This window comes from Saccharopolyspora sp. SCSIO 74807, from assembly GCF_037023755.1.
GTDB lineage: Bacteria > Actinomycetota > Actinomycetes > Mycobacteriales > Pseudonocardiaceae > Saccharopolyspora_C > Saccharopolyspora_C galaxeae.
This window is the reverse complement of the sequence record NZ_CP146100.1, coordinates 22,316-44,954: the sequence shown is the minus strand read 5'-3', so window position 1 is coordinate 44,954 and position 22,639 is coordinate 22,316. Positions and strand designations below refer to the sequence as shown.

Genomic DNA, 22,639 nt, shown 5'->3' with positions numbered 1-22,639 from the left:
CATGGCCGTCGCGGTACGTGTGATCCCCTGCCTGGACGTGGACGCGGGGCGGGTCGTCAAAGGCGTCAACTTCACCAACCTCGTCGATGCGGGCGATCCCGTCGAACTCGCCGAGACCTACGACGGCGAGAGCGCCGACGAACTCACTTTCCTGGACGTGACCGCGTCGTCGGCGGACCGCGAGACGACTTACGACGTGGTGCGCCGCACCGCGGAGCAGGTGTTCATCCCGCTGACCGTCGGCGGCGGCGTGCGCAGCCCCGAGGACATCGACCGGCTGCTGCGCGCGGGCGCGGACAAGGTGAGCCTGAACACCGCCGCGATCGCCCGGCCGGAGCTGCTGCGCGAGTCGTCCCGGCGGTTCGGCGCGCAGTGCGTGGTGCTGTCCGCGGACGCCCGGCGGGTGCCGGAAGGCGGCGAGCCCACCGCGTCCGGTTTCGAGGTCACCACGCACGGCGGGCGGCGCGGCACCGGGATCTGCGCGGTCGAGTGGGCCGGTCGCGCCCAGGAACTCGGCGTCGGCGAGATCCTGCTGAACTCGATGGACGCGGACGGCACGAAGGCCGGGTTCGACCTGGAGATGATCCGCGCGGTGCGGGCCGAAGTGGACGTTCCGCTGATCGCCAGCGGCGGCGCGGGCGCGGTCGAGCACTTCGCGCCCGCCGTGCACGCCGGGGCGGACGCGGTGCTGGCCGCCAGCGTGTTCCACTTCGGACAGCTGCGGATCGGCGACGTGAAGGCCGCCATGCGCGCGGAAGGGATCACGGTCCGATGAGCGAGCTGGACCCGGCGATCGCCGAGCGACTCAAGCGGAACCCGGACGGGCTGGTGGCGGCGATCGTGCAGCAGCGCGGCACCGGCGAGGTGCTGATGATGGCGTGGATGGACGACGAAGCGCTGCACCGCACGCTGACCACCCGGCGCGGCACGTACTACTCGCGCAGCCGTGGGAAGTACTGGGTCAAGGGCGAAACGTCCGGGCACCTGCAGCACGTGCGCGAGGTGCGGCTGGACTGCGACGGCGACACCGTGCTCGTGGTCGTCGACCAGGAAGGCGCCGCCTGCCACACCGGTGATCACACCTGCTTCGACTCGGACGTGCTGCTCGGCCCGTCTTCCTGAGCTGGCACGTCTCCGGTCGCCAATTCGCCCGTGAGGTAGCGCTGCAGGTTGGGCGCGATCGCGGCGACGACCGTGTCGTGATCGGCCGAGGCCAGCGGCTCGAGCTCCACCACGTAGCGCATCATCCCCAGCCCGACGATCTGCGTGGCGCCCAGTGCCGCCCGCAGGTCCGGGCGGTCCATCCGCAGCTCCCGCGCGAGCTTGCCGAACACCACGGTCGCCACGAACTCACGCAGCATCCGCACCGCCGAGCCGTGCGTGGCCACGCTGCGCGCCAGCGCCGCGAACGCGCCGCCGCCCGCTTCGTCCCACACGGTCAGGAACCGGTGCAGGATCCGCTCGGCCAGCTTCTCCGGGCCGCCCGCGAGCAGTTCCGGCAGCAGCACGGCCGGGTCGACGGGGATCTGCACAGCGGCGGTGAACAGGGCTTCCTTGCCGCCGAACCAGTGGTTGACCATCGCCGGGTCCACGCCGGCGCGGGTGGCGATGGCCCGCACGGTCGAGTCGTTGTAGCCATGTTCGGCGAAGATCTCGCGCGCTGCGTCGATCAGCGCCGCGCGGGTGTCTTCGCCGCCGCGCCTGCGCCCGCGCCGCTTCGCGCGCCCGTCTTGTCCCGCGCGCCCGTCGTCCGCGGAAATGCCACTGCTCACCGCGCCATCCTTCCCGCCGCGCGGTCCCGGCCGCAAAGAGCGGGCGCTGCGACGCGGTCCCGGCCGGGTCGGCACAATGACGGGCATGGTTGGTGACGGCGACATCGGCAGCACCACCCCGGGCCGCGCGGAGTTCCGCGAGCTCGCCGCCGGGCGGCGAGTGATCCCCGTGGTGCGCAAGCTGCTCGCGGACGACGAGACCCCGCTGGGGGTGTACCGCAAGCTCGCGGGCGAGGAAACGGGCACGTTCCTGTTCGAGTCCGCGGAGAACGGGCACTCCTGGTCGCGCTGGTCGTTCATCGGTGTCCGCAGCCCCGCCGCGCTGACCGTGCGCGACGGCGAGGCGTGCTGGACCGGCACCCCGCCGGTCGGCCTGCCCGCGGGCGGCGACCCGCTGCAGGCGCTGCGCGAGACGGTGGAACTGCTGCGCACCGAACCGCTGCCGGGGCTGCCGCCGCTGACCGGCGGCATGGTCGGTTTCCTCGGTTACGACGCGGTGCGGCGCCTGGAGAAGTTGCCGGACGAGACCGAGGACGACCTGCGGATCCCCGAACTGGTGATGCTGCTGGCCACCGACCTGGCCGCGCTGGACCACCACGAGGGCACCATCACGCTGATCGCCAACGCGGTGAACTGGGACGACAGCCCGGAACGGGTGGACGCCGCCTACGACGACGCGGTCCGCAGGCTCGACGCGATGGCCGCGCGGCTGTGCACGCCGTCCGAGCCGACCGTGGCGACGTTCTCCCGCCCGCAGCCGGATTTCGAGCGCCGCCGCACCCCGCAGGAGCACTACGCGGCGGTGGAATCCGCGAAGGAGGCGATCCGCGCGGGCGAGGCGTTCCAGGTGGTGGTCTCGCAGCGGTTCGAGATGCCGACCACGGCCGACTCGCTGGACATCTACCGGGTGCTGCGCACCACCAACCCGAGCCCGTACATGTACCTGCTGCGGCTGGCCGACCCGGACGGCGGCGCGCCGTTCGACATCGTCGGCTCCAGCCCGGAGTCGCTGGTGACGGTGCGCGACGGGCAGGCGACCACGCACCCGATCGCCGGGACCCGCTGGCGCGGCGCGGACGAGGACGAGGACGCGCGGCTGGAGAAGGACCTCAGCACCGACGAGAAGGAACGGGCCGAGCACCTGATGCTGGTGGACCTCGGCCGCAACGACCTGGGGCGGGTGTGCCGCCCGGGTTCGGTGCGCGTCGTGGAGTTCTTCCGGGTCGAGCGCTACAGCCATGTGATGCACCTGGTCTCCACGGTCACCGGCGCGCTGGACGAGGGCCGCTCCGCGTTCGACGCGGTCACGTCCTGCTTCCCGGCCGGGACGTTGTCCGGGGCGCCGAAGCCGCGCGCGCTGGAACTGATCGAGCAGCTGGAGCCGACGCGGCGCGCCCAGTACGGCGGCGTGGTCGGCTACCTGGACTTCGCCGGGGACGCCGACACCGCCATCGCCATCCGCACCGCGCTGGTGCGGGAGGGCCGGGCGTACGTGCAGGCGGGTGGCGGCATCGTCGCCGATTCGGACCCGGTCGCCGAGGACCAGGAGTCGCTGAACAAGGCCAAGGCGGTGCTGGGCGCGGTCGCCACCGCGCAGACGCTGCGCCGCCCGGATCAGCCGGACACCGGCGTGAGCGCGGGGGAGCGGGTTGACGACCGAGCAAGCGTCTGAGCAGCGCACGACTTCGCCGCGGCTGCTCTTGGTGGTCGTGCTGCTGATGCTGCTCAGCGCCGGCCTGCTGTGGGGTTCCAGCGCGCTGAGCTGGGTCAGCGCCACGTTCCGCACCCCGTACTCCGGCGATGTCCAGTCCGGCGCCACCGGTTCGATGGTGCGCCCGGAGCTGGTGCCGCTGGCGTTGGCGTCGCTGGCTGGGATCGCCGCGGTGCTGGCCACCGGTGGCTGGATGCGGCGCATCATCGGCGGGATCACCGTGCTCGGCGGCGGTCTGCTGGTGTGGCGCGCGGTGTCGTGGCACCTCGACGGCGACTTCGGCTTCACGCCGCCGAACCTGCCGCCGAACAGCGCGCCGATCGGCGTCCCGGACCCGATCCCGTTCGGCCCGCTGCTGATGGGCCTGGCCGCGTTGACGTTGCTCAACGCCGGGCTGCTGGTGGCGGCGCGCGCGAAGCGGATGCCCGCGATGGGCTCGAGGTACTCCGCGCCCGGTGCGCGCCGCGAATCGCGTGATCCGGACAAAAGGCTCTGGGAGGCCCTGGACGAGGGAGCGGACCCTACCGACGAGCGGTGAGCCGTCACCCGCCGTGGTCCCGGCACCGGTTCCGGGCGCGTCCGGGTGCCGGGCGCCCTCCCGCGATCGGTGCTGGCAAGGGACGAAGGTCCTTGCTGTGCAGGGACGTTGTGCCGACCCCTCGGCCGGGCGCCGCAGCGCGCGGGGTTAGCATCGGCCATGCGACCGGCACGGCGGGAAGGGGAGTGTCGTGATCGAGCGCAATGAATTCATCTGCGCGATAGACGATGTTCAGGACTTGCGGGCGAGTGTTCGGGGCACGCGCTGCGAGGTGTTCGAGTGAGCGTCCTGGAAACCATCATCGAGGGCGTTCGCGAGGACATGGCCGTCCGCGAGTCCGCCATTTCGTTCGACGAGATCAAGCAGCGGTCCGCGGCCGCGGCTCCACCGCACGACGTGCTCGCCGCTTTGCAGGCGCCGGGCGTCGGGGTGATCGCCGAGGTGAAGCGCCGCAGCCCGTCCAAGGGCGAGCTGGCCGAGATCGGTGAGCCGGAGGACCTGGCCGCGGACTACGCGGCCGCGGGCGCACGCGTGATCAGCGTGCTGACCGAGCAGCGCCGCTTCGGCGGTTCGCTGGCCGACTTCGACTCGGTGCGCGCGAAGGTCTCGGCGCCGTTGCTGCGCAAGGACTTCATCGTCAGCCCGTACCAGGTGCACGAGGCTCGCGCGCACGGCGCGGACATGGTGCTGCTGATCGCGGCGGCGCTGGAGCAGAACGCGCTGGAGGCGCTGCTGGACCGGGCCGAGTCGCTGGGCATGACCGCGCTGGTCGAGGTGCACACCGCGGAGGAGGCGGACCGCGCGCTGGAGGCCGGGGCGAAGGTCATCGGCATCAACGCGCGCAACCTGCACACCCTGGAAGTGGACCGGGAGGTGTTCGGCCGGATCGCGCCGGGCCTGCCGGTCGACGTGCTGAAGGTGGCCGAGTCGGGCGTGCGCGGTCCGAGCGACCTGATGGCCTACGCGGGTTCCGGCGCGGACGCCGTGCTGGTCGGTGAGGGCCTGGTGACCAGCGACAACCCGCGCACGGCGGTGACCCAGCTGGTCACCGCGGGCTCGCACCCGGCCTGCCCGCGCTCCAGCCGCTGAACCGCGGCGCCGCAGCGGCGGATCGGCGCCCCCGCACTACGAGCCCCGGCACGACGAGAGAGGGGAACCCCATGGACACCGTGCACGACGCGCGGAACGTCCGGGCGCACCGGCCGGGCCGGCAGGTGCCCGAGGGGCACGATCCGGACGAGCGGGGCCACTTCGGCCCGTACGGCGGCCGGTTCATGCCGGAGGCGTTGATCGCCGCGCAGGACGAGCTGGCCGCGGAGTACGAGAAGGCCCAGCTCGACCCGGATTTCGTCGACGAGCTCGCCCGGCTGCTGCGGGACTACGCGGGCCGCCCGTCGCTGCTGACCGAGGCCAAGCGGTTCGGCGAGCACGCGGGCGGGGCGCGGGTGCTGCTCAAGCGCGAGGACCTCAACCACACCGGCTCCCACAAGATCAACAACGTGCTGGGGCAGGCGCTGCTGGTCAAGCGGATGGGCAAGCGCCGCGTCATCGCCGAGACCGGCGCCGGTCAGCACGGCGTGGCCACCGCGACGGCCTGCGCGCTGCTGGACCTGGACTGCGTGGTCTACATGGGCGAGGTGGACACCAAGCGGCAGGCGCTGAACGTGGCCCGGATGCGGCTGCTGGGCGCCGAGGTGATCCCGGTCGCGAACGGTTCGGCCACGCTCAAGGACGCGATCAACGAGGCGCTGCGGGACTGGGTCGCCAACGTCGCCGACACGCACTACCTGCTGGGCACGGCCGCCGGTGCGCACCCGTTCCCGCTGATGGTGCGCAACTTCCACCAGGTCATCGGCGAGGAGGCCCGCGAGCAGTCGGTGCACCAGTTCGGCGGGCTGCCGGACGCGGTGCTGGCCTGCGTGGGCGGCGGCTCGAACGCCATCGGGATCTTCCACGGCTTCATCGACGACCCGGGCGTGCGCCTGGTCGGCTGCGAACCCGCCGGGCACGGCCTGGACAGCGGAGAGCACGGCGCCACGCTGAGCAAGGGCACTCCCGGCACGCTGCACGGTGCCCGGTCCTACCTGCTGCAGGACGACGACGGGCAGGTCATCGAGGCGTACTCGATCTCGGCGGGGCTGGACTACCCGGGTGTCGGCCCGGAGCACTCGTACCTGAAGGACTCCGGTCGCGCCGAGTACCGCGGCATCACCGACGACGAGGCGATGCAGGCGTTCCAGCTGCTGTCCCGCACCGAGGGGATCATTCCCGCGGTGGAGTCGGCGCACGCGCTGGCCGGGGCGCTGCAGCTGGGCAAGGAACTCGGGCCGGGCGCGACGCTGCTGGTGAGCCTGTCCGGCCGCGGCGACAAGGACATGGACACCGCCGCGAAGTACTTCGGGCTGGTCGACGAGCAGACCGGTGAGCCCGTCGCGGACGAGTCCGCCGGGGACGAGCCCACCGGGGACGACGCAGAGGGGACGGCGCGGTGAGCGGCCTGCACGAAGTGTTCGCGGCGTGCCGCGACGAGAACCGGGCCGCGCTGATCGGCTACCTGCCCGCGGGCTACCCGACGGTGGACGGCTCGAAGGAGCTGCTGGCGGCGATGCTGTCGGGCACCGCGGACCGGCCGGGCTGCGACATCGTCGAGATCGGCATCCCGTTCTCGGACCCGGTCATCGACGGTCCGACCATCCAGGCCGCCAGCGACACCGCGCTGCGCAACGGCTTCCGGGTGCGGGACCTGTTCGGCGTGGTCTCCGCGGTCGCCGGCTCCGGTGGGCACCCGGTGGTGATGACCTACTGGAACCCGGTGCACCAGTACGGACCGGACAGGTTCGCGCGGGACCTGAAGGCCGCAGGCGGGCTCGGCGTGATCACCCCGGACCTGGTGCCGGACGAGGCCGAGGACTGGATCGCCGCGACCGACGCGCACGGGCTGGACCGGATCTTCCTGGTCGCGCCGTCGTCCACGGAGCAGCGGCTGGCGATGACGGCCAAGGCGAGCTCCGGGTTCATCTACGCCACCTCCGTGATGGGCGTGACGGGCGCGCGGGAGACCGTCGGCGACAAGGCCGAGGAGCTGGTGCGGCGCACCCGGGTGCACACCGACCTGCCGATCGGCGTGGGGCTCGGGGTCCGCTCCGGCGAGCAGGCCGCCGAAGTCGCCGGGTTCGCCGATGCGGTGATCGTCGGCTCGGCGTTCATCGGCCGCGCCGAGCGGGACGGGGCCGACGGCGTGCGCGAACTCGCCGCCGAGCTGGGCGAGGGCGTGCGCTCCCGCTGAAGCCGATCAGCACGCGCGCGCGTGACCGTTTCGTGACGTGCGCGGACCGCGACTCCGGGGTCGCGGGCGGACCGATACGGTGTGCGTCGTGAGCGTCCCAAGCCTCGCCGCCTCGGCGACCCCGTTCCTGGCGAACATTCCCAGCCCGGCGCAAGGCGTCTGGTACATCGGTCCGGTCCCGCTGCGCGCGTACGCGCTGTGTCTGGTCGCCGGGATCGTGGTGGCGATCATCTGGGCGGAGCGCCGCTGGCGGGCGCGCGGCGGCCGCGCGGGCACGGTCGTCGACATCGCGGTCTGGGCGGTGCCGTTCGGCGTGATCGGCGGACGGCTCTACCACGTGGCCACGGACTGGTACAAGTACTTCGGCCCGGGCCGCAATCCGGTCGAGGCGCTCTACATCTGGAACGGCGGCCTCGGCATCTGGGGCGCGGTCGCGCTCGGCGCGGTCGGCGCGTGGATCGGGTGCCGCCGCCGCGGGATCCCGCTGGCCGCGTTCGCCGACGCCGTCGCACCCGGGCTGATCACCGCGCAGGCCGTCGGCCGGTTGGGCAACTGGTTCAACCAGGAGCTCTACGGCAGCCCGACCGACCTGCCGTGGGGCTTGGAGATCTACCGCCGCATCGACCCGGAGAGCGGGCTCGCGGACCCGATCGCGGGGCACGCCATCGACCAGGCCGCGCCGGTGGCCGTGGTGCACCCGACGTTCCTGTACGAGCTGCTGTGGAACCTGCTCATCGCGGTTCTGCTGGTGTGGGCGGACCGCAAGTTCCGGATGGGGCACGGCCGGGTGTTCGCGCTCTACGTCGCGGGCTACACCGCCGGTCGGGTGTGGATCGAGATGATGCGCACCGACCAGGCCACGCACCTGCTCGGAATCCGGATCAACGTGTTCACCTCGGTGGTCGTGTTCCTGCTGGCCGTGCTGTACCTGGTGCTGGTGCGCGGCAAGCGGGAGGATCCGGAGACGTTGCGCGGGAAACCGCTGCCCGGTGACGACGACTACGACGACGGCTCGTCCGGCGGGGCGAAGCAGCCCGCGGCGGACGAGGCGGCGGAAGCTCCCGCGGACGAGTCCGGCCGCTCGGAGTCCGGTGACTCGAAATCCGGCTCGAAGTCCGGTGATTCGGAAACCAGCGACTCGGAAACCAGCGGCTCGGGCCGCGATGCGGAAGCCAGCGATGCGGAACTCGCCGACGGCCGGCCCCACTCGGAGACGTTCTCCGTGAAGTCCGTGGTGGGCGAGGAATCCGCGGCCGAGCAAGCCGACGGCGCGGGGGAGAAGCGGGACTGACTCGGCGTGCGGGTCGTTTCGGCTTCCTGATCCTCGCCTTGTCGGCGGCAGTGACCGTGCCCGCAACAGGGGCTTCCTCATCCCCGCGCGGGCGCGATCACGGGTGAACCGTCGGGCGCTTCCAGCACCCGGATCCGCGCGTCGTAGTGCTCGGTGAGCACCTCCGGCGTCAGCACCGCACCGGGCGTGCCGCGCGCCGCGACGCGCCCGTCCGCGAGCAGCACCAGGTGTTCGGCGTACTGCCCGGCGATGGTCAGGTCGTGCAGCGTGCTGACGACCGTCGTGCCCAGTTCGCGGCGCAGCTCGTCCACCAGGTCCAGCAGCGCTTGAGCGTGCCCGACGTCCAGCCCGGTGGTGGGCTCGTCCAGCAGCAGCACGCCCGCGCGCTGCGCCAGCGCCCGCCCGAGCACGGCCCGCTGGCGCTCCCCGCCGGACAGCGTGGTCAGCTGCCGCGCCGCGAGCGGAGCCAGGTCCAGCCGCGCCAGCACCTCGTCGACGAGTTCCAGGTCCGCGCGGCCTTCCCGGCCCAGCGGGCCGAGGTGCGGGGTGCGCCCGAGCAGCACGTAGTCCGTCACGGTCAGCCCCAGCGGCAGCTGCGGTGTCTGCGGCGCGTAAGCCAGCAGCCGCGCGCGCTCGCGCCGCCCGCGGCCGCGCAGCGATCGCTCGCCGGTCAGCACGTCGCCGGTGTGCGGGAGCAGGCCGGCCGCGGCCTTGAGCAGCGTGGACTTGCCGGAGCCGTTCGGCCCGATCACTCCGAGCCAGCCGCCCTGCCGCACCTGCGCGGAAACGTCCGAGAGCACGTTGCGCCGCCGGTACCCGGCGCTGAGCTCGCGCACCTGCAGGCTCATATCCGCCTGCCCCGGTGCAGCAGCACGGCGAAGAACGGTGCCCCGGTGAACGCCGTGACCACCCCGATCGGCAGTTCCGCCGGGGCGAGCACGGTGCGCGCGAGCATGTCCGCCAGCACCAGGAAAGCTCCGCCGAACAGCAACGACAACGGCACCACGACGCGGTTGCCGCCACCGGCGGCCAGCCGCACCAGGTGCGGCACCACGAGCCCCACGAAGCCGATCAGCCCGGCCACCGAAACGGCCGCGGCCGTGGCCAGCGACGCGGCCAGCAGCACCAGCGCCCGCGCCCGGCCCGGGTGCACGCCCAGCGAGGCCGCTTCCTCGTCGCCGACTCCCAGCACGTCCAGCAGCCGCGCGCACGCGCACAGCACGGCGCCCGAGACGATCAGCAACGGCAGCACCAGCAGCACGTCCCGCCAGCCGGTCGTGCTCAACCTGCCCAAGATCCACAGGTAGACCTGTTGCAGGCTCTCCAGCCGCAGCTGCTGCACGAACGTCTGCCCGGCGGTGAGGAACGCGCCGACCGCGACCCCGGCGAGCACCAGCGTCGCCGCGTCGTTCCCCGCCGAGCGCCCCACCAGCCAGGTCACCGCGACTCCGCCCAGCGCTCCGGCGAACGCGGCCGCCTGCGCCACGCCGGGCACCGAACCGGCCTGCGGCAGCAGGGTGATCACGATCGTCACCGCGAGCCCGGCGCCGCCTGCCGCCCCGAGCAGGTAAGGATCGGCGAGCGGATTGCGGAACACGCCCTGGAACGCCGCACCGGAGACCGCCAGCGCCGCCCCCACCAGCGCACCCAGCACCGCCCGCGGCACCCGCAGCTGCCAGAGGATCGCGGCTTCCCGTTCGGACAGCGGGGAATGCCCGCCGGACAGTTGCGCGCCGATCTCCGCCAGCACCCGCTGCCAGCCGAGGTCGGCGGCGCCGAGCAGCACCGACGCCAGCAGCGCCAGCAGCAGCGCCGCCACTCCCGCCAGCAGCGGGAGCGGGCGCAGCCGAGTGCGGCGCAACTCGCTCAGGGCTGCTGCGCGCGGGTCACGGACTCGCTGATCCGGCGCACCAGGTCGACCACTCGCGGCCCCCACCGGCCTGCGACGTTGTCGTCCAGCGCGACGACCTGCTGCTCGCGCACGGCGGTGAGCGTGTCCCAGCCGGGCCGCTCACCCGCGGATTCCGGTGTGGTTCCGCAGCACTTGGTGTCCGCCAGGAAGATCAGGTCCGGGTCGGCCTGCAGGATGCGCTCCTGCGCGAGCTGCGGGAACTTCGCACCGGCCGGTACGCCCTCGTCGGCGATGTTGCGCAGGCCGAACAGCCCGTAGAGGCCGCCGACGAAGCTCTGCGAGGTCGCGCTGTAGAAGTCCGGGCTGACCTCGTGGTAGTAGCTCAGCGGCGTCGGCGGTTTCGGCGTCTTCGCGACGATCTCGGCGATGTCCGCGCGCATCCGGTCGGTGACCTCGCGGGCCTGCCTGCCGTGCCCGGTGGCCTGCCCCAGCGTCTCGATCTGGCCGTACGCCTCGTCCAGCCCGGCGGGAGTCGGCGTGACCAGCACCGGAACCTCCAGCGCACGCAGTCCCTCGACGAGCTTGTCCGCGCCTTCCGGAGCGATCACCAGGTCCGGGTTGCGGGTGGCGACCGCGGCTGCGTCGCTGGTCAGGCCGTTGAGGTCGGTGCGCGGTGTGCGCGCCGGTAAGTCCGAGAACTGGTCGACGGCGGCGACCTGCTCGCCCGCGCCGACCGCGTAGAGCGACTCGGTCGCGGTGGGGCTCAGCGACACGATGTGCTTGGGCTGCTGCGGCAGCGTCACCGGTTCCTGCCCGGCCATCCGGATCTGCGCGGGAAACGCCGCGGCGGGGTCCTCGACGGGCGCGGCGGGCGCGGGCGAGGGCGTGCGGGTGGCGCACGCCGTGGCACCGAGCAGCAGCACGAGCACGGTCAGCAGCAACGACGGGGGGCGGCGGAACCCGGACATCACGTTGTTCCTTGCTCTCTGCGGACGTTCTCGACGGCACGCGCCGGTTTCGCAGCCGCGAGCGTCGGCGAGCAGGAAAGATACCAGCTCCCCGCGCGCTGCCAGGCCCGACCGGTCGTGCCGCACCGATCATCGCCGCTGCGAAGCCGCTGGGGAACGCGCCGCGACGTCGGAATTTTCACTTCGCCGCGAGCTGACTAGCGGTGCGGCTTGTCGGTATCGTGGCCGTCACGGTCCGGCGAAAGGCCGTCAGAGCGTTCCTGCCCAGCGGTTTCGTTGCCCAGGTGAAGTTTCCGCGGGTGATGGGCGCGTCCGCACAGCGACCGGTGCCGGTGTTGCGACCGGCGCACCGATAGCGCGCATGGACCGGGTCGCCGATGACTCCTCTCGGCGAGCCGGTGCCGCTGACCGGTTCCGCCGAATTCCCGTCCGGTGACGGGAATCCCCCAGTCCAGCGCCGGACGACCCAGCGCCGGACGAGCAGAGTCCGATGCCGGACAGCACACGCGGGCCAGCGTCGTCCCGTGCCCAGGGAGAAACCGCCCCAGCGCGGCGCATCCCAGCACATCGACGAGGGAGGTTTGCGCAGTGGTCTTCTCTGCCATTCCCGCCACCCAGGGGCTCTACGACCCCGCTGCCGAACACGATTCCTGCGGCGTGGCCATGGTGGCCGACGTCCAGGGGCGGAGTTCGCACGGCATCGTGGCCGACGCGCTGACCGCCCTGCGGAACCTGGACCACCGCGGCGCGGCCGGTGCCGAACCCACCAGCGGTGACGGCGCAGGGCTGCTGCTGCAGCTGCCGGACGAACTGCTGCGCAGCGAGTTCGACCTGCCCGAGCCGGATGCCGCCGGCCGGTCCCGCTACGCAGCGGGCATCGCGTTCCTGCCCGCCGACGCCGGGCAGCGCCGCCGGGCGGTCGAGTCGACCGAACGCATCGCCGCCGAGGAGGGCCTGACCGTGCTCGGCTGGCGGGACGTGCCGACCGACCCGGACGGCGCCGAGGTGGGCGTGACGGCGCGCGGATGCATGCCGCACTTCGCGATGCTGCTGGTCGCCGGCCCGGACGGGGAGGCCGGTCTGGAACTGGACCGCCGGGCGTTCTGCCTGCGCAAACGAGCCGAGCGGGAGTCGGAGCGGGATGGGCGAGAGCTGTACTTCGCGTCGCTGTCGGCGCGCACCTTGATCTACAAGGGGATGCTGACCACCGAGCAGCTGCCGCTGTTCTTCCCCGACCTCGTCGACGAGCGGCTGCGCACCGCCATCGCGCTGGTGCACAGCCGGTTCTCCACGAACACGTTCCCGTCGTGGCCGCTGGCGCACCCGTTCCGCTACATGGCGCACAACGGCGAGATCAACACGATTCGCGGCAACCGCAACCGGATGCGCTCCCGCGAGGCGCTGCTGGAATCCGACCTGATCCCCGGCGACCTGTCCCGGTTGTACCCGATCTGCGCCGAGGACGGCTCGGACTCGGCGTCGTTCGACGAGGTGCTGGAGCTGCTGCACCTGGGCGGCCGGAGCCTGCCGCGTTCGGTGCTGATGATGATCCCGGAGGCGTGGGAGAACCACGCCGAGATGGACCCGAAGCGCAAGGCGTTCTACCGGTTCCACGCGGGCCTGATGGAGCCGTGGGACGGCCCGGCCTGCGTCACCTTCACCGACGGTTCGCTGGTCGGCGCGGTGCTGGACCGCAACGGCCTGCGCCCGGCGCGCTGGTGGCGCACCGCCGACGACCGGGTGGTGCTGGCCAGCGAGTCCGGCGTGCTCGACATCGACCCGGCCGACGTCGTGGCCAAGGGCCGGTTGCAGCCGGGCCGGATGTTCCTGATCGACACCGAGCAGGGCCGGCTCGTCGATGACGACGAGGTCAAGGCGGAACTGTCCGCCGGGCACGCCTACGGCGAGTGGCTGCACGCCGGCCAGATCAACCTTGGCGAGCTGCCGGACCGGGAGCACGTGGTGCACAGCCACGAGTCGGTGGTGCGCCGCCAGCTCGCGTTCGGCTACACCGAGGAAGAGCTGGCGATGCTGCTGGCCCCGATGGCCTCCGGCGGCGCCGAACCGCTGGGATCGATGGGCTCGGACACCCCGTCCGCGGCGTTCTCGCAGCGCTCGCGGCTGCTCTACGACTACTTCGTGCAGCACTTCGCGCAGGTCACGAACCCGCCGCTGGATGCGATCCGGGAGGAGATCGTGACTTCGGTGGCGCGCGTGATGGGCCCGGAGCAGAACCTGCTGGAACCGGCCGCTTCCTCCTGCAGGCACGTCGTGCTGCCGACCCCGGTGATCGACAACGACGAGCTGGCCAAGCTCATCCACATCAACTCCGACGGCGACCTGCCCGGGTTCGGCTCTGCCGTGCTCTCCGGGCTCTACGAGGTCGACGGCGGGGGCGAGGCGCTGGCCGAGGCCATCGAAGGGGTCCGCCAGGACGCCTCCGAGGCGATTCGAGTGGGCGCCCGGGTACTAGTGCTTTCGGACCGCGACTCCGATCACCGGATGGCGCCGATCCCGTCGCTGCTGCTGGTTTCCGCGGTGCACCACCACCTGGTGCGCACCAAGGAGCGGCTGCAGGTGGCGCTGGTGGTGGAAAGCGGCGATGCCCGCGAGGTGCACCACATCGCCGCGCTGCTGGGTTACGGCGCCGCCGCGGTCAACCCGTACCTGGCGTTCGAGACGATCGAGGACATGATCTCCGGCGGCCAGATCAGCGGGCTCCGGCCGCGGGTGGCGATCCGCAACTACGTGCAAGCACTGGTCAAGGGCGTGCTGAAGGTGATGTCCAAGATGGGCATCTCCACCGTCGGCGCCTACACCGCCGCGCAGATCTTCGAGACCGTCGGCTTGTCGAAGCGGCTGGTGGACGAGTACTTCACCGGAACCGCCGCGTTGCTCGGCGGCGCCGAACTGGACGTGCTGGCCGAGGAGGTCGCGCAGCGGCACCGCCGCGCCTACCCGGAAAACCCGACCGAGCGGGTGCACCGGCGGCTGGAGGTCGGCGGCGAGTACTCCTACCGCCGCGAGGGCGAGCTGCACCTGTTCAGCCCCGAGATGGTGTTCCTGCTCCAGCACGCCACCAAGACCCGCAAGATCGAGGCGTACCGCCGCTACACCGCCGAGTGCGACCGGCTGGCCCGCGAGGGCGGCACGCTGCGCGGGCTGTTCGAGCTGCGCAGCGACCGGGAGCCGATATCCGTCGACGAGGTCGAACCCGCTTCGGAGATCATGAAGCGGTTCGCGACCGGCGGGATGAGCTACGGCGCGATCTCCGCCGAGGCGCACGAGACCCTGGCGATCGCGATGAACCGGATCGGCGGCCGCTCCAACTCCGGCGAAGGCGGTGAGGACGCCGACCGGCTGCACGACCCCGAACGGCGCTCCGGCATCAAGCAGGTCGCCTCCGGCCGCTTCGGGGTCACCAGCGAATACCTGGTCAACGGCACCGACATCCAGATCAAGATGGCGCAGGGCGCCAAGCCCGGCGAGGGCGGCCAGCTGCCTGCGCACAAGGTCTACCCGTGGATCGCGAAGACGCGGCACTCCACGCCCGGCGTCGGGCTGATCTCGCCGCCGCCGCACCACGACATCTATTCGATCGAGGACCTGGCGCAGCTGATCCACGACCTGAAGAACGCCAACGAGCAGGCGCGGGTGCACGTGAAGCTGGTCAGCTCGGTCGGCGTCGGCACCGTCGCGGCGGGCGTGAGCAAGGCGCACGCGGACGTGGTGCTGATCTCCGGGCACGACGGCGGCACCGGTGCGGCACCGCTGACCTCGCTCAAGCACGCGGGCACGCCGTGGGAGCTGGGGCTGGCCGAGACGCAGCAGACGCTGCTGCTCAACGGCCTGCGCGACCGGATCGCGGTGCAGGTCGACGGCGGCATGAAAACCGGCAGGGACGTGCTCATCGGCGCGCTGCTGGGCGCCGAGGAGTACGGCTTCGCGACCGCCCCGCTGGTCGTCGAGGGCTGCGTGATGATGCGCGTGTGCCACCTCGACACCTGCCCGGTGGGCGTGGCCACCCAGAACCCGCAGCTGCGCAAGCGCTACACCGGCCAGGTCGAGCACGTGGTGAACTTCTTCGAGTTCGTCGCCGAAGAAGTCCGCGAATACCTCGCCGAACTCGGCTTCCGCAGCCTGCGCGAGGCGATCGGGCAGGTCGGCGTGCTGCGCACGGAAGAGGCCGTGCAGCACTGGAAGACCGCCGGGCTGGACCTCTCGCCGGTGTTCGCCGAGCCGGAGACGCCGTACTCGCCGGTGCGCCACCAGACCCGCGAGCAGGACCACGGACTCGATCACGCCCTGGACCGCACGCTGATCCAGCTGGCCGAGGCGTCGCTGGAGGACGCCCACCCGGTGCGGCTGCAACTGCCGGTGCGCAACGTCAACCGCACCGTGGGCACGCTGCTCGGCGCCGAGGTCACCCGCCGCTACGGCGGCGAAGGACTGCCGGACGACACGATCCACGTGCAGCTGGAGGGTTCGGCGGGCCAGTCGCTCGGCGCGTTCCTGCCGCCGGGCGTGACGCTGGAAATGGTCGGTGACGCGAACGACTACGTCGCCAAGGGCCTCTCCGGCGGTCGCGTGGTGGTGCGCCCGCACCGGGACGCCGCGTTCGCGGCGGCGGACCAAGTGATCGCGGGCAACGTCGTCGGCTACGGCGCGACCTCCGGCGAGGTGTTCCTGCGCGGGCAGGTCGGGGAGCGGTTCGCGGTGCGCAACTCCGGCGCCGACCTGGTCGCCGAAGGCGCCGGTGATCACGCCTTCGAGTACATGACCGGCGGGCGCGCGGTGGTGCTCGGCACGACCGGCCGCAACGTGGCCGCGGGCATGTCCGGCGGCATCGGTTACGTGCTGGACCTGGACCCGGTGCGGGCGAACACCGCCATGGTCGACCTGCACCGGCCCAGCGGCGAGGACCTGCGGTGGCTGCACGGGATCGTGCGCCGCCACCACGAGCTGACCGGTTCCGCGGTCGCCGCGTCGCTGCTGGGCGACTGGACGCGGCGCTCCGCGGCGTTCACCAAGATCATGCCGCGGGACTACGCGCGGGTGCTGGAGGCCATGCGGCTGGCCCGTTCCGAAGGCCGCGACATCGACGAGGCGATCATGGAGGCGTCCCGTGGCTGATCCCAAGGGCTTCCTGAAGTACTCCCGCGCCGACGCGCCCAAGCGGTCCTACGAGGACCGCCTCGGCGACTGGCGCGAGGTCTACGCGGCACTGTCCACATCGGACCGCGATGAGCAGGTGTCCGCGCAGGCCGCGCGCTGCATGGATTGCGGGATCCCGTTCTGCCACTCCGGCTCGGCGGGTTGCCCGCTGGGCAACCTCATCCCGGAGTGGAACGACCAGGTCCGCCGCGGCAAGTGGGAGCAGGCGAGCGACCGGCTGCACGCCACCAACAACTTCCCGGAGTTCACCGGCAAGTTGTGCCCCGCCCCGTGCGAATCCGCCTGCGTGCTGGCGATCTCGCCGGACGCGGGTGGCGCGGTCGCGATCAAGCGGATCGAGGAGACCATCGCCGAGGTCGGCTGGGAGAACGACTACGTGCACCCGCAGCTCGCGCAGGAGCAGACCGGCGACCGGGTCGCCGTCGTCGGCTCCGGCCCCGCCGGGCTGGCCGCAGCGCAGCAGCTCACCCGCGCCGGGCACGAGGTGACCGTCTACGAGCGCGACGACCGCATCGGCGGCCTGCTCCGCTACGGCATCCCCGAGTTCAAGATGGAGAAGTCCGCGCTGGACCGGCGGTTGGCGCAGATGCGCGCGGAAGGCACCAGGTTCGTCACCGGCTGCGAGGTAGGTGCGGACCTGACCGTCGAGCAACTGCGCGCCGGCCACGACGCGGTGGTGCTCGCGGTCGGCGCGCTGCGCGGCCGCGACGACCGGACCGTGCCGGGCAGGCAGTTGGGCGGGGTGCACCTGGCCATGGACCACCTGGTCCCGGCGAACAAGGAACGCGAAGGCGACGGCCCCACGCCGATCTCCGCGCACGGCAAGCACGTCGTCGTCATCGGCGGCGGTGACACCGGCGCCGACTGCTACGGCACCGCGACCCGCCAAGGCGCGCTGAGCGTCACCCAGCTCGACCAGTACCCGCAGCCGCCGGAAACCCGCGACGACGACGTATCGCCGTGGCCGACCTGGCCGTACATCCTGCGCACCTACCCAGCGCACGAAGAAGCGGGGGAGCGCAGATTCGCCGTGGCCGTCGAGGAATTCGTCGGCGACGAGCACGGCGACGTGCGCGCGGTGCGGCTGCGCGAGGTCCGCGTCGAGCGCGACGCCGACGGCAGGAGGCAGGTCGTGCCGGTCGCGGAAACCGCCGAGGAGCACCCTTGCGACCTGGCGCTGCTGGCGATCGGGTTCGAGGGCGTCGAGCACATGCCACTGCTGGACGGGCTCGGCATCGAGCTGTCCCCGCGCGGCAGCATCGGCTGCGGCTCGAACTGGGAGACCACCGCGCCGGACGTGTTCGTCTGCGGCGACGCGCACCGGGGCGCGTCGCTGGTGGTGTGGGCGATCGCGGAGGGCCGTTCGGTGGCGCAGGCCGTGGACGCCCACCTCACCGGCGCCTCCGACCTGCCCGCGCCGGTGCACCCGACGGCCCTGCCGCTGGCGACGGTGTGAGCCCTCACCGCATGTTCCGCGCTGCCCACTCCGCGAACCCGGTGGTGGGCAGGCCGAGTTCCCGCACCCGTTCCGGCCGGGCGTCGGCGTCGAAGACGTTCGACATCTCGTGCGCGGCGTAGAAGTCCGGCAGGCGCCGATGTCGGACACCGCGATCAGCGACAGCCACGCCGCCGAACCGGCGGCCGAGGCCGATCGGCTGCTGACCATCGTCATCGACGGCATCCGCACGTGAGGCAGCCGCGTGCCGACCGCGGCCGCGGATCCACCGCACCGGCGAACCCTCCGGCCCTCGTTGCCGGTCTGCGGGTGTTGCTCCCTTTTCGGGTGACTCGCCGACTGCGTCTGATCATCTCCGCACGAATCGTCGGTGCGGCCTGGCACCATGGCTTCGCGGACGGAAGGGGGCAGCGGTGGCGAACGCGAAGGATGTGGCCGCGTACATCTTGCACCGGCACGGCCCGATGACGGCGATGAAGCTGCAAAAGCTCGTCTACTACAGCCAAGCGTGGCATCTGGTGTGGGACGAACGGCCGTTGTTCGACGAGCCGGTGCAGGCGTGGGCGAACGGCCCGGTGGTGCCGGACCTCACTCCGGCAGCGCCCGGCTGGTGTACCCGGCCGCCACCAGCCGGTCGTAGGCGGCGCGGACCTCGGTGGGGACCTCCTGCGGAGTCGCGAAGCCGAGTTCCGCGTAGCGGGTGATCCGCTGGGTGTCGCCGACCAGCATGTTGATCACGCGGTCCGGGTCGCCGATGTCCGCGACGTACTCGTCCACCGGCAACGGCCGCGCGGAGCAGACGAATTCGGCCTCCGGCCACAGCTTCTTCGCGGTCGCGTACGCGCGGCGCTGCTGGTACGGCCGCGAGACCAGCATGACCTCGCGCGCGGAAATCCCCTGCGCGGCAAGCAGATCTCTGGTGTTGGTGATGTTCTCCCCGGTGTTCGTGGCCCGCGTTTCCAGCAGCACGGCCGAATCCGGCACGCCGAGCTCCAGCGCGTGCGCGCGGAAGTGCACCGCCTCGCCGCGCGGGAAGCGCTCGACCGTCGTCGGCGCGTTCGCGCCGGTGAACACGATCCGCGGAAACCACCCGGCGTGGAACAACTCCGCGGTGTGCGTGGCAACGCCGAGGTCGTGACCGCCGAGCCCGACCCCCACATCGCACCGGCGCAGCTCGTGACCCAGGTCGTGGTAGTCCCACAGCGTTCGGACGTCGTCCCGCAATTCCGGCGGCAGCACGGCGTTCACCGCCCCGGCAGCGTGATCGCGAGCTCGCGGGCGGCGCGGCGCAGCGGTTCCAGGTGCTCGCGCATCGCTTCCAGCGAGCTGCGGAAAGCGGGGGCGGCGGTGGAAAGCGCGGCGGTCGCCGTGCCGCCGGGGCCGAGTACCGGCACGCCGATGGCGATGATGCCCGCCTCGTGCTCCTCCTCGGCGGTGGCGTAGCCGTCGCGGCGCACCTGTTCGATCTCGGCGCGGAACGCGGCGCGGTCGGTGATGGTGCGCGGGCCCAGAGCGGGCAGTTCGAGCTCGGCCAGCAGCGCTTCCCGCACCTGCTGCGGCGCGAACGCGATCAGGCACTTGCCCATCGAGGTGCAGTGCAGCGGGCCGCGCCTGCCCGGTTCGCCGGTGATCTGCACCTGCTGGGTGCCCTCCACGAAGTGCACGTAGAGCTGGTCGTGCCCGTCCAGCACGGACATCAGCGCCGACTCGCCGGTCTCGGCGGTGATCCGGCGCAGCACCGGCGTGGCGGTCTCGGCGAAACCCCGCGCGTGCAGCACCCGCTGGCCCAGCTCGAACATCCGCAGGCCCAGGCTCCAGCGCCGGTCCTCGTCGAGCACGGCGAACTCCTCGCGGGCGATGGAGTTCAGCAGCCGGTGCGTGGTGCTCACCGGGTAACCGGCCTGCCGCGCGAGGTCGGACAGCGTGATGCCCTTCGGGGCGTCGCCGAGCAGCACCAGCAGCCGCAGGGCTTTGCCCACCATGTCGCTGCCGGCCGTGTCGCCACGTCTGCCGTCGTCGCGTGGCCGCTCGTCACGTGGGCCGTCCGCAGCGGAGTTCTCAGCCGAGGCGGGCACGTCATCCCCCTAACTCACCGCGCGCGTTCCCCGGCGCGTCCTCGCCCGGATCGTATCGGCCCGGTGTTGACCCGGTTGTCCCACGTTCTCTAGTCTTTCCGCAATATCGAAAAGTTTCCCGCATTGCGGTAAACGACTGCGGCAAATAGCTGCGGTAAACCTCTGCGGTAAACAGCACAGTTGGCGCACAAAGGAGTTCGCCGTGACGACGACCCCGGCTCCGGCCGAACTCGGGCGGCAGCGGTGGCTGCGGCTGCTGCCCGTGGCGTTCGTGACCTACTCGCTGGCCTACCTGGACCGGTCGAACTTCTCGATCGGCGTCGCGGGCGGGCTCAAGGAGGACCTGGCGCTGTCCGGCGCGATGTCCTCGCTGATCGGCGCCTCGTTCTTCCTCGGGTACTGCCTGTTCCAGATCCCCGGCACGCTCTACGCGGAGCGCCGCAGCGTCCGGAACCTGATCTTCTGGTGCACCTTGGCCTGGGGCGTGCTCGCCGCCGCGCAAGGCTTGCTGCACAGCGGGATCGCGCTGCTGGTGGTGCGGTTCCTGCTCGGCTCGGTGGAAGCGGCCGTGCTGCCCGCGATGGTGGTGTTCCTGGCGCGCTGGTTCACCAAGGGCGAGCGCGGCAGCGCCAACGCGATCCTCATCCTGGGCAACCCGGTCACGGTGATGTGGCTCAACGCGGTGTCCGGTTATCTGGTGGAGCTGACCGGCTGGCGGGAGATGTTCGTCATCGAGGGCCTGCCCGCCGTGCTGTGGGCCTTCGTGTTCCGCGCGCTGGTCTCGGACCACCCGAGCGAGGCGAAGTGGCTGGGCGATGCCGAGAAGCGCGCCGTCATCGACGCGCTGGACGGTGAGCGGCAGCAGACCACGGCGGCGGGGACGTTCGCCGAGGCGATCCGGTCGCGGCCGGTGGTGCTGCTGTCGATCCAGTACCTGCTGTGGAGCATCGGCGTGTACGGGCTGGTGTTCTGGCTGCCGAGCATCGTCGCGGCGGGCACCGGCGAGGGGATCGGGATGAGCGGGTTGCTCTCGGCGATCCCGTTCGGCGTGGCCGCGCTGCTGATGGTGCTGAACTCGCGCGCCTCCGACCGCGCGGGCAGCAGGCCGCGGTTCGTGTGGCCGTGGCTGCTCTTCGGCGGCGTCGCGTTCTACCTGTCCTATGTGGCCGGTCCGCAGAACTTCTGGCTCGCTTTCGGGTTGCTCATCCTGGCCGGAGGCGCCATGTACGCGCCGTACGGCCCGTACTTCGCCTATGTTTCGGAGTCGTTGCCGAAGAATTTCGCGGGTGCGGGTGTGGGCTGCGTGAACACCGCCGGCTCGTTCGGCGGGTTCATCGGCACCTACCTGGTGGGCTGGCTCAACGACGCGACCGGCGCAACCGCGGCCTCGTTCGTGCTGATGGCGTCCACAATGGGCTTATCAGCGCTGCTGATTCCGCTGGTGCGGCGCGGTTCCTACGAGACCGGGAGCGCGTAGCCGATGAGCGACGTGGTGACCTTCGGCGAGGTGATGGCGATGTTCGTCGCCGCCGAGGTCGGCAGCTTGCCGGAGGTGGACCGCTACACGGCGCGGCTGGCCGGTGCGGAGATGAACGTCGCGGTCGGGCTGTCCCGGCTCGGGCACCGGGTGCGATACCTGGGTGCGGTCGGCGACGACCCGTTCGGAGCCCGCGCGCAGCGGGTCTTCGCCGCCGAAGGGATCGGCGGGTTGACCACCGACCCGTCCGCGCCGACCGGTTTCCAGCTCAAGAGCCGGGTCCGCGCCGGTGATCCGGAGGTCGTGTACTTCCGCCGCGGTTCGGCGGCTTCCCGGCACCGTTGGTCCGCCGCGGCGGAGGCGGTGGTCGGTGCCGCCCGGCATCTGCACGTCACCGGGATTTTCCCGGCGCTGTCGGAAGAAACCCGCCGGTTCACCTTCGAGGCGGTGGCCGCCGCGCGCCGTTGCGGGGCGACCGTCTCGTTCGACCCGAACCTGCGGACCGCGTTGTGGCCGGACCGGGCGGAGATGCGGGCGGTGCTGACCGAACTCGCCGCGCTGGCCGACTGGGTGCTGCCCGGCCTCGCCGAGGGGAAGGCGCTGTTCGGTGATGCCACTCCGGAAGGTGTCGCCGCGCGTTGCCTGGATCTCGGCGCGTCCACAGTGGTCGTCAAGCTCGGCGCGGACGGCGCTTCGTTGCACACCGGTGAAACCACCTGCCACGCAACGGCTTTCCCGGTCGAGGTGGTCGACACCGTCGGCGCCGGTGACGGCTTCGCCGCCGGTTTCATCAGTGCCCGCCTCGACGGGGAAAACGACGAGGCTGCACTGCGCCGAGCCTGCGCGGTAGGTGCGCTGGCCACCACGAGCGAAGGCGACATGGACGGTCTGCCCACTAGGAAGACTCTTGAGGAATCCCTTCAGGGTGAGTTGCGTAGCGGTGCCGGTGGCGGAACCTCAGCGACTTCCTCGCTGCGGGATCGATTTCTGACGTAGCACCCTACGCGGCGAAATCGCTGTCCTCGCGAGGAAGCCGCT

The 22,639-nt window shown here is 71.9% G+C and carries 19 protein-coding genes; 13 read left to right on the top strand and 6 right to left on the bottom strand.

The features are described 5' to 3' along the window. Nucleotide 1 precedes the first annotated feature (1 nt). Both hisF and hisI read left to right on the top strand, forming a co-directional pair. The gene (gene hisF / locus V1457_RS00200; RefSeq protein ID WP_338598858.1) at nt 2-775 is read left to right on the top strand and encodes an imidazole glycerol phosphate synthase subunit HisF; all 774 of its coding nucleotides are present in this window, start codon (nt 2-4) and stop codon (nt 773-775) included. Beyond that, entirely contained in the window at nt 772-1,122 is a 351-nt protein-coding gene (gene hisI, locus V1457_RS00195) for a phosphoribosyl-AMP cyclohydrolase (protein WP_200069980.1), read from the top strand. The genes hisF and hisI overlap by 4 nt, the downstream gene beginning before the upstream one ends. Here hisI and V1457_RS00190 read toward each other — a convergent pair. Then, entirely contained in the window at nt 1,077-1,772 is a 696-nt protein-coding gene (locus V1457_RS00190; RefSeq protein ID WP_338598854.1) for a TetR family transcriptional regulator, read from the bottom strand. The genes hisI and V1457_RS00190 overlap by 46 nt on opposite strands. Before the next feature lie 85 nt (nt 1,773-1,857). Between V1457_RS00190 and V1457_RS00185 the strand changes: the two genes are divergently transcribed. The 6 genes from V1457_RS00185 to lgt all read left to right on the top strand — a co-directional run bounded on the left by V1457_RS00185 (nt 1,858) and on the right by lgt (nt 8,598). Then, complete coding sequence (locus V1457_RS00185) at nt 1,858-3,444, top strand: anthranilate synthase component I (protein WP_338598851.1); 1,587 nt, start codon at nt 1,858-1,860, stop codon at nt 3,442-3,444. Beyond that, on the top strand, nt 3,422-4,021 hold the full coding sequence (locus V1457_RS00180; protein ID WP_200069977.1) for a Trp biosynthesis-associated membrane protein: 600 nt from the start codon (nt 3,422-3,424) through the stop codon (nt 4,019-4,021). Before V1457_RS00185 ends, V1457_RS00180 begins: the two co-directional genes overlap by 23 nt. 279 nt (nt 4,022-4,300) lie before the next feature. Beyond that, the gene (trpC, locus tag V1457_RS00175; RefSeq protein ID WP_200069976.1) at nt 4,301-5,110 is read left to right on the top strand and encodes an indole-3-glycerol phosphate synthase TrpC; all 810 of its coding nucleotides are present in this window, start codon (nt 4,301-4,303) and stop codon (nt 5,108-5,110) included. Between the two features lie 71 nt (nt 5,111-5,181). Next, nucleotides 5,182-6,513, top strand: coding sequence for a tryptophan synthase subunit beta (gene trpB / locus V1457_RS00170; RefSeq protein WP_233627332.1), 1,332 nt, complete (start codon nt 5,182-5,184; stop codon nt 6,511-6,513). Next, nucleotides 6,510-7,307 (top strand): tryptophan synthase subunit alpha, encoded by a 798-nt coding sequence (gene trpA, locus V1457_RS00165; protein WP_200069975.1) that lies wholly within the window; start codon nt 6,510-6,512, stop codon nt 7,305-7,307. Before trpB ends, trpA begins: the two co-directional genes overlap by 4 nt. Nucleotides 7,308-7,395: 88 nt before the next feature. Continuing rightward, nucleotides 7,396-8,598, top strand: coding sequence for a prolipoprotein diacylglyceryl transferase (lgt, locus tag V1457_RS00160; RefSeq protein ID WP_338598842.1), 1,203 nt, complete (start codon nt 7,396-7,398; stop codon nt 8,596-8,598). Nucleotides 8,599-8,675: 77 nt separating this feature from the next. Here the strand turns inward: lgt and V1457_RS00155 are convergent, their stop codons facing one another. From V1457_RS00155 to V1457_RS00145, 3 genes are read right to left on the bottom strand one after another with little or no spacing between them, the layout of a single operon-like run. Next, nucleotides 8,676-9,446: an ABC transporter ATP-binding protein gene (locus V1457_RS00155; protein ID WP_200069973.1), complete on the bottom strand. Its 771-nt coding sequence runs from the start codon at nt 9,444-9,446 to the stop codon at nt 8,676-8,678. After that, nucleotides 9,443-10,459, bottom strand: a complete 1,017-nt coding sequence (locus V1457_RS00150) for a FecCD family ABC transporter permease (RefSeq protein ID WP_374220935.1) — start codon at nt 10,457-10,459, stop codon at nt 9,443-9,445. Before V1457_RS00150 ends, V1457_RS00155 begins: the two co-directional genes overlap by 4 nt. A gap of 5 nt (nt 10,460-10,464) precedes the next feature. Next, the gene (locus tag V1457_RS00145; protein WP_338598839.1) at nt 10,465-11,418 is read right to left on the bottom strand and encodes an ABC transporter substrate-binding protein; all 954 of its coding nucleotides are present in this window, start codon (nt 11,416-11,418) and stop codon (nt 10,465-10,467) included. A 588-nt stretch (nt 11,419-12,006) separates the two neighbouring features. Between V1457_RS00145 and gltB the strand changes: the two genes are divergently transcribed. The 3 genes from gltB to V1457_RS00130 all read left to right on the top strand — a co-directional run bounded on the left by gltB (nt 12,007) and on the right by V1457_RS00130 (nt 18,753). Next, a complete protein-coding gene (gltB, locus tag V1457_RS00140) occupies nt 12,007-16,551 on the top strand; it encodes a glutamate synthase large subunit (RefSeq protein ID WP_338598837.1) in 4,545 nt (1,514 codons plus the stop codon). Continuing rightward, the gene (locus V1457_RS00135; protein WP_200069970.1) at nt 16,544-18,049 is read left to right on the top strand and encodes a glutamate synthase subunit beta; all 1,506 of its coding nucleotides are present in this window, start codon (nt 16,544-16,546) and stop codon (nt 18,047-18,049) included. Before gltB ends, V1457_RS00135 begins: the two co-directional genes overlap by 8 nt. 464 nt (nt 18,050-18,513) lie before the next feature. Then, nucleotides 18,514-18,753 (top strand): type II toxin-antitoxin system antitoxin SocA domain-containing protein, encoded by a 240-nt coding sequence (locus V1457_RS00130; RefSeq protein ID WP_307850044.1) that lies wholly within the window; start codon nt 18,514-18,516, stop codon nt 18,751-18,753. Here V1457_RS00130 and V1457_RS00125 read toward each other — a convergent pair. Both V1457_RS00125 and V1457_RS00120 read right to left on the bottom strand, forming a co-directional pair. Beyond that, nucleotides 18,638-19,297: a YdcF family protein gene (locus V1457_RS00125; RefSeq protein WP_307850007.1), complete on the bottom strand. Its 660-nt coding sequence runs from the start codon at nt 19,295-19,297 to the stop codon at nt 18,638-18,640. The two genes, V1457_RS00130 and V1457_RS00125, sit on opposite strands and share 116 nt — an antisense overlap. Beyond that, entirely contained in the window at nt 19,294-20,124 is an 831-nt protein-coding gene (locus V1457_RS00120; RefSeq protein WP_338598830.1) for an IclR family transcriptional regulator, read from the bottom strand. The genes V1457_RS00125 and V1457_RS00120 overlap by 4 nt, the downstream gene beginning before the upstream one ends. A gap of 202 nt (nt 20,125-20,326) precedes the next feature. Here V1457_RS00120 and V1457_RS00115 point away from each other — a divergent pair, with 202 nt between their 5' ends. Both V1457_RS00115 and V1457_RS00110 read left to right on the top strand, forming a co-directional pair. Then, the gene (locus V1457_RS00115) at nt 20,327-21,601 is read left to right on the top strand and encodes an MFS transporter (RefSeq protein WP_338598827.1); all 1,275 of its coding nucleotides are present in this window, start codon (nt 20,327-20,329) and stop codon (nt 21,599-21,601) included. Nucleotides 21,602-21,604: 3 nt separating this feature from the next. After that, entirely contained in the window at nt 21,605-22,597 is a 993-nt protein-coding gene (locus tag V1457_RS00110) for a sugar kinase (protein WP_338598824.1), read from the top strand. The last annotated feature ends 42 nt before the right edge of the window (nt 22,598-22,639 follow it).

What these genes read in the sequence shown, in the direction of transcription:
- hisI (WP_200069980.1), top strand. Translation starts at nt 772, where the DNA reads ATGAGCGAGCTGGACCCGGCGATCGCCGAGCGACTCAAGCGGAACCCG.
- trpB (WP_233627332.1), top strand. Translation starts at nt 5,182, where the DNA reads ATGGACACCGTGCACGACGCGCGGAACGTCCGGGCGCACCGGCCGGGC.
- V1457_RS00110 (WP_338598824.1), top strand. Translation starts at nt 21,605, where the DNA reads ATGAGCGACGTGGTGACCTTCGGCGAGGTGATGGCGATGTTCGTCGCC.
- hisF (WP_338598858.1), top strand. Translation starts at nt 2, where the DNA reads ATGGCCGTCGCGGTACGTGTGATCCCCTGCCTGGACGTGGACGCGGGG.
- V1457_RS00155 (WP_200069973.1), bottom strand. Translation starts at nt 9,446, where the DNA reads ATGAGCCTGCAGGTGCGCGAGCTCAGCGCCGGGTACCGGCGGCGCAAC.
- V1457_RS00130 (WP_307850044.1), top strand. Translation starts at nt 18,514, where the DNA reads ATGACGGCGATGAAGCTGCAAAAGCTCGTCTACTACAGCCAAGCGTGG.
- V1457_RS00145 (WP_338598839.1), bottom strand. Translation starts at nt 11,418, where the DNA reads ATGTCCGGGTTCCGCCGCCCCCCGTCGTTGCTGCTGACCGTGCTCGTG.
- V1457_RS00185 (WP_338598851.1), top strand. Translation starts at nt 1,858, where the DNA reads ATGGTTGGTGACGGCGACATCGGCAGCACCACCCCGGGCCGCGCGGAG.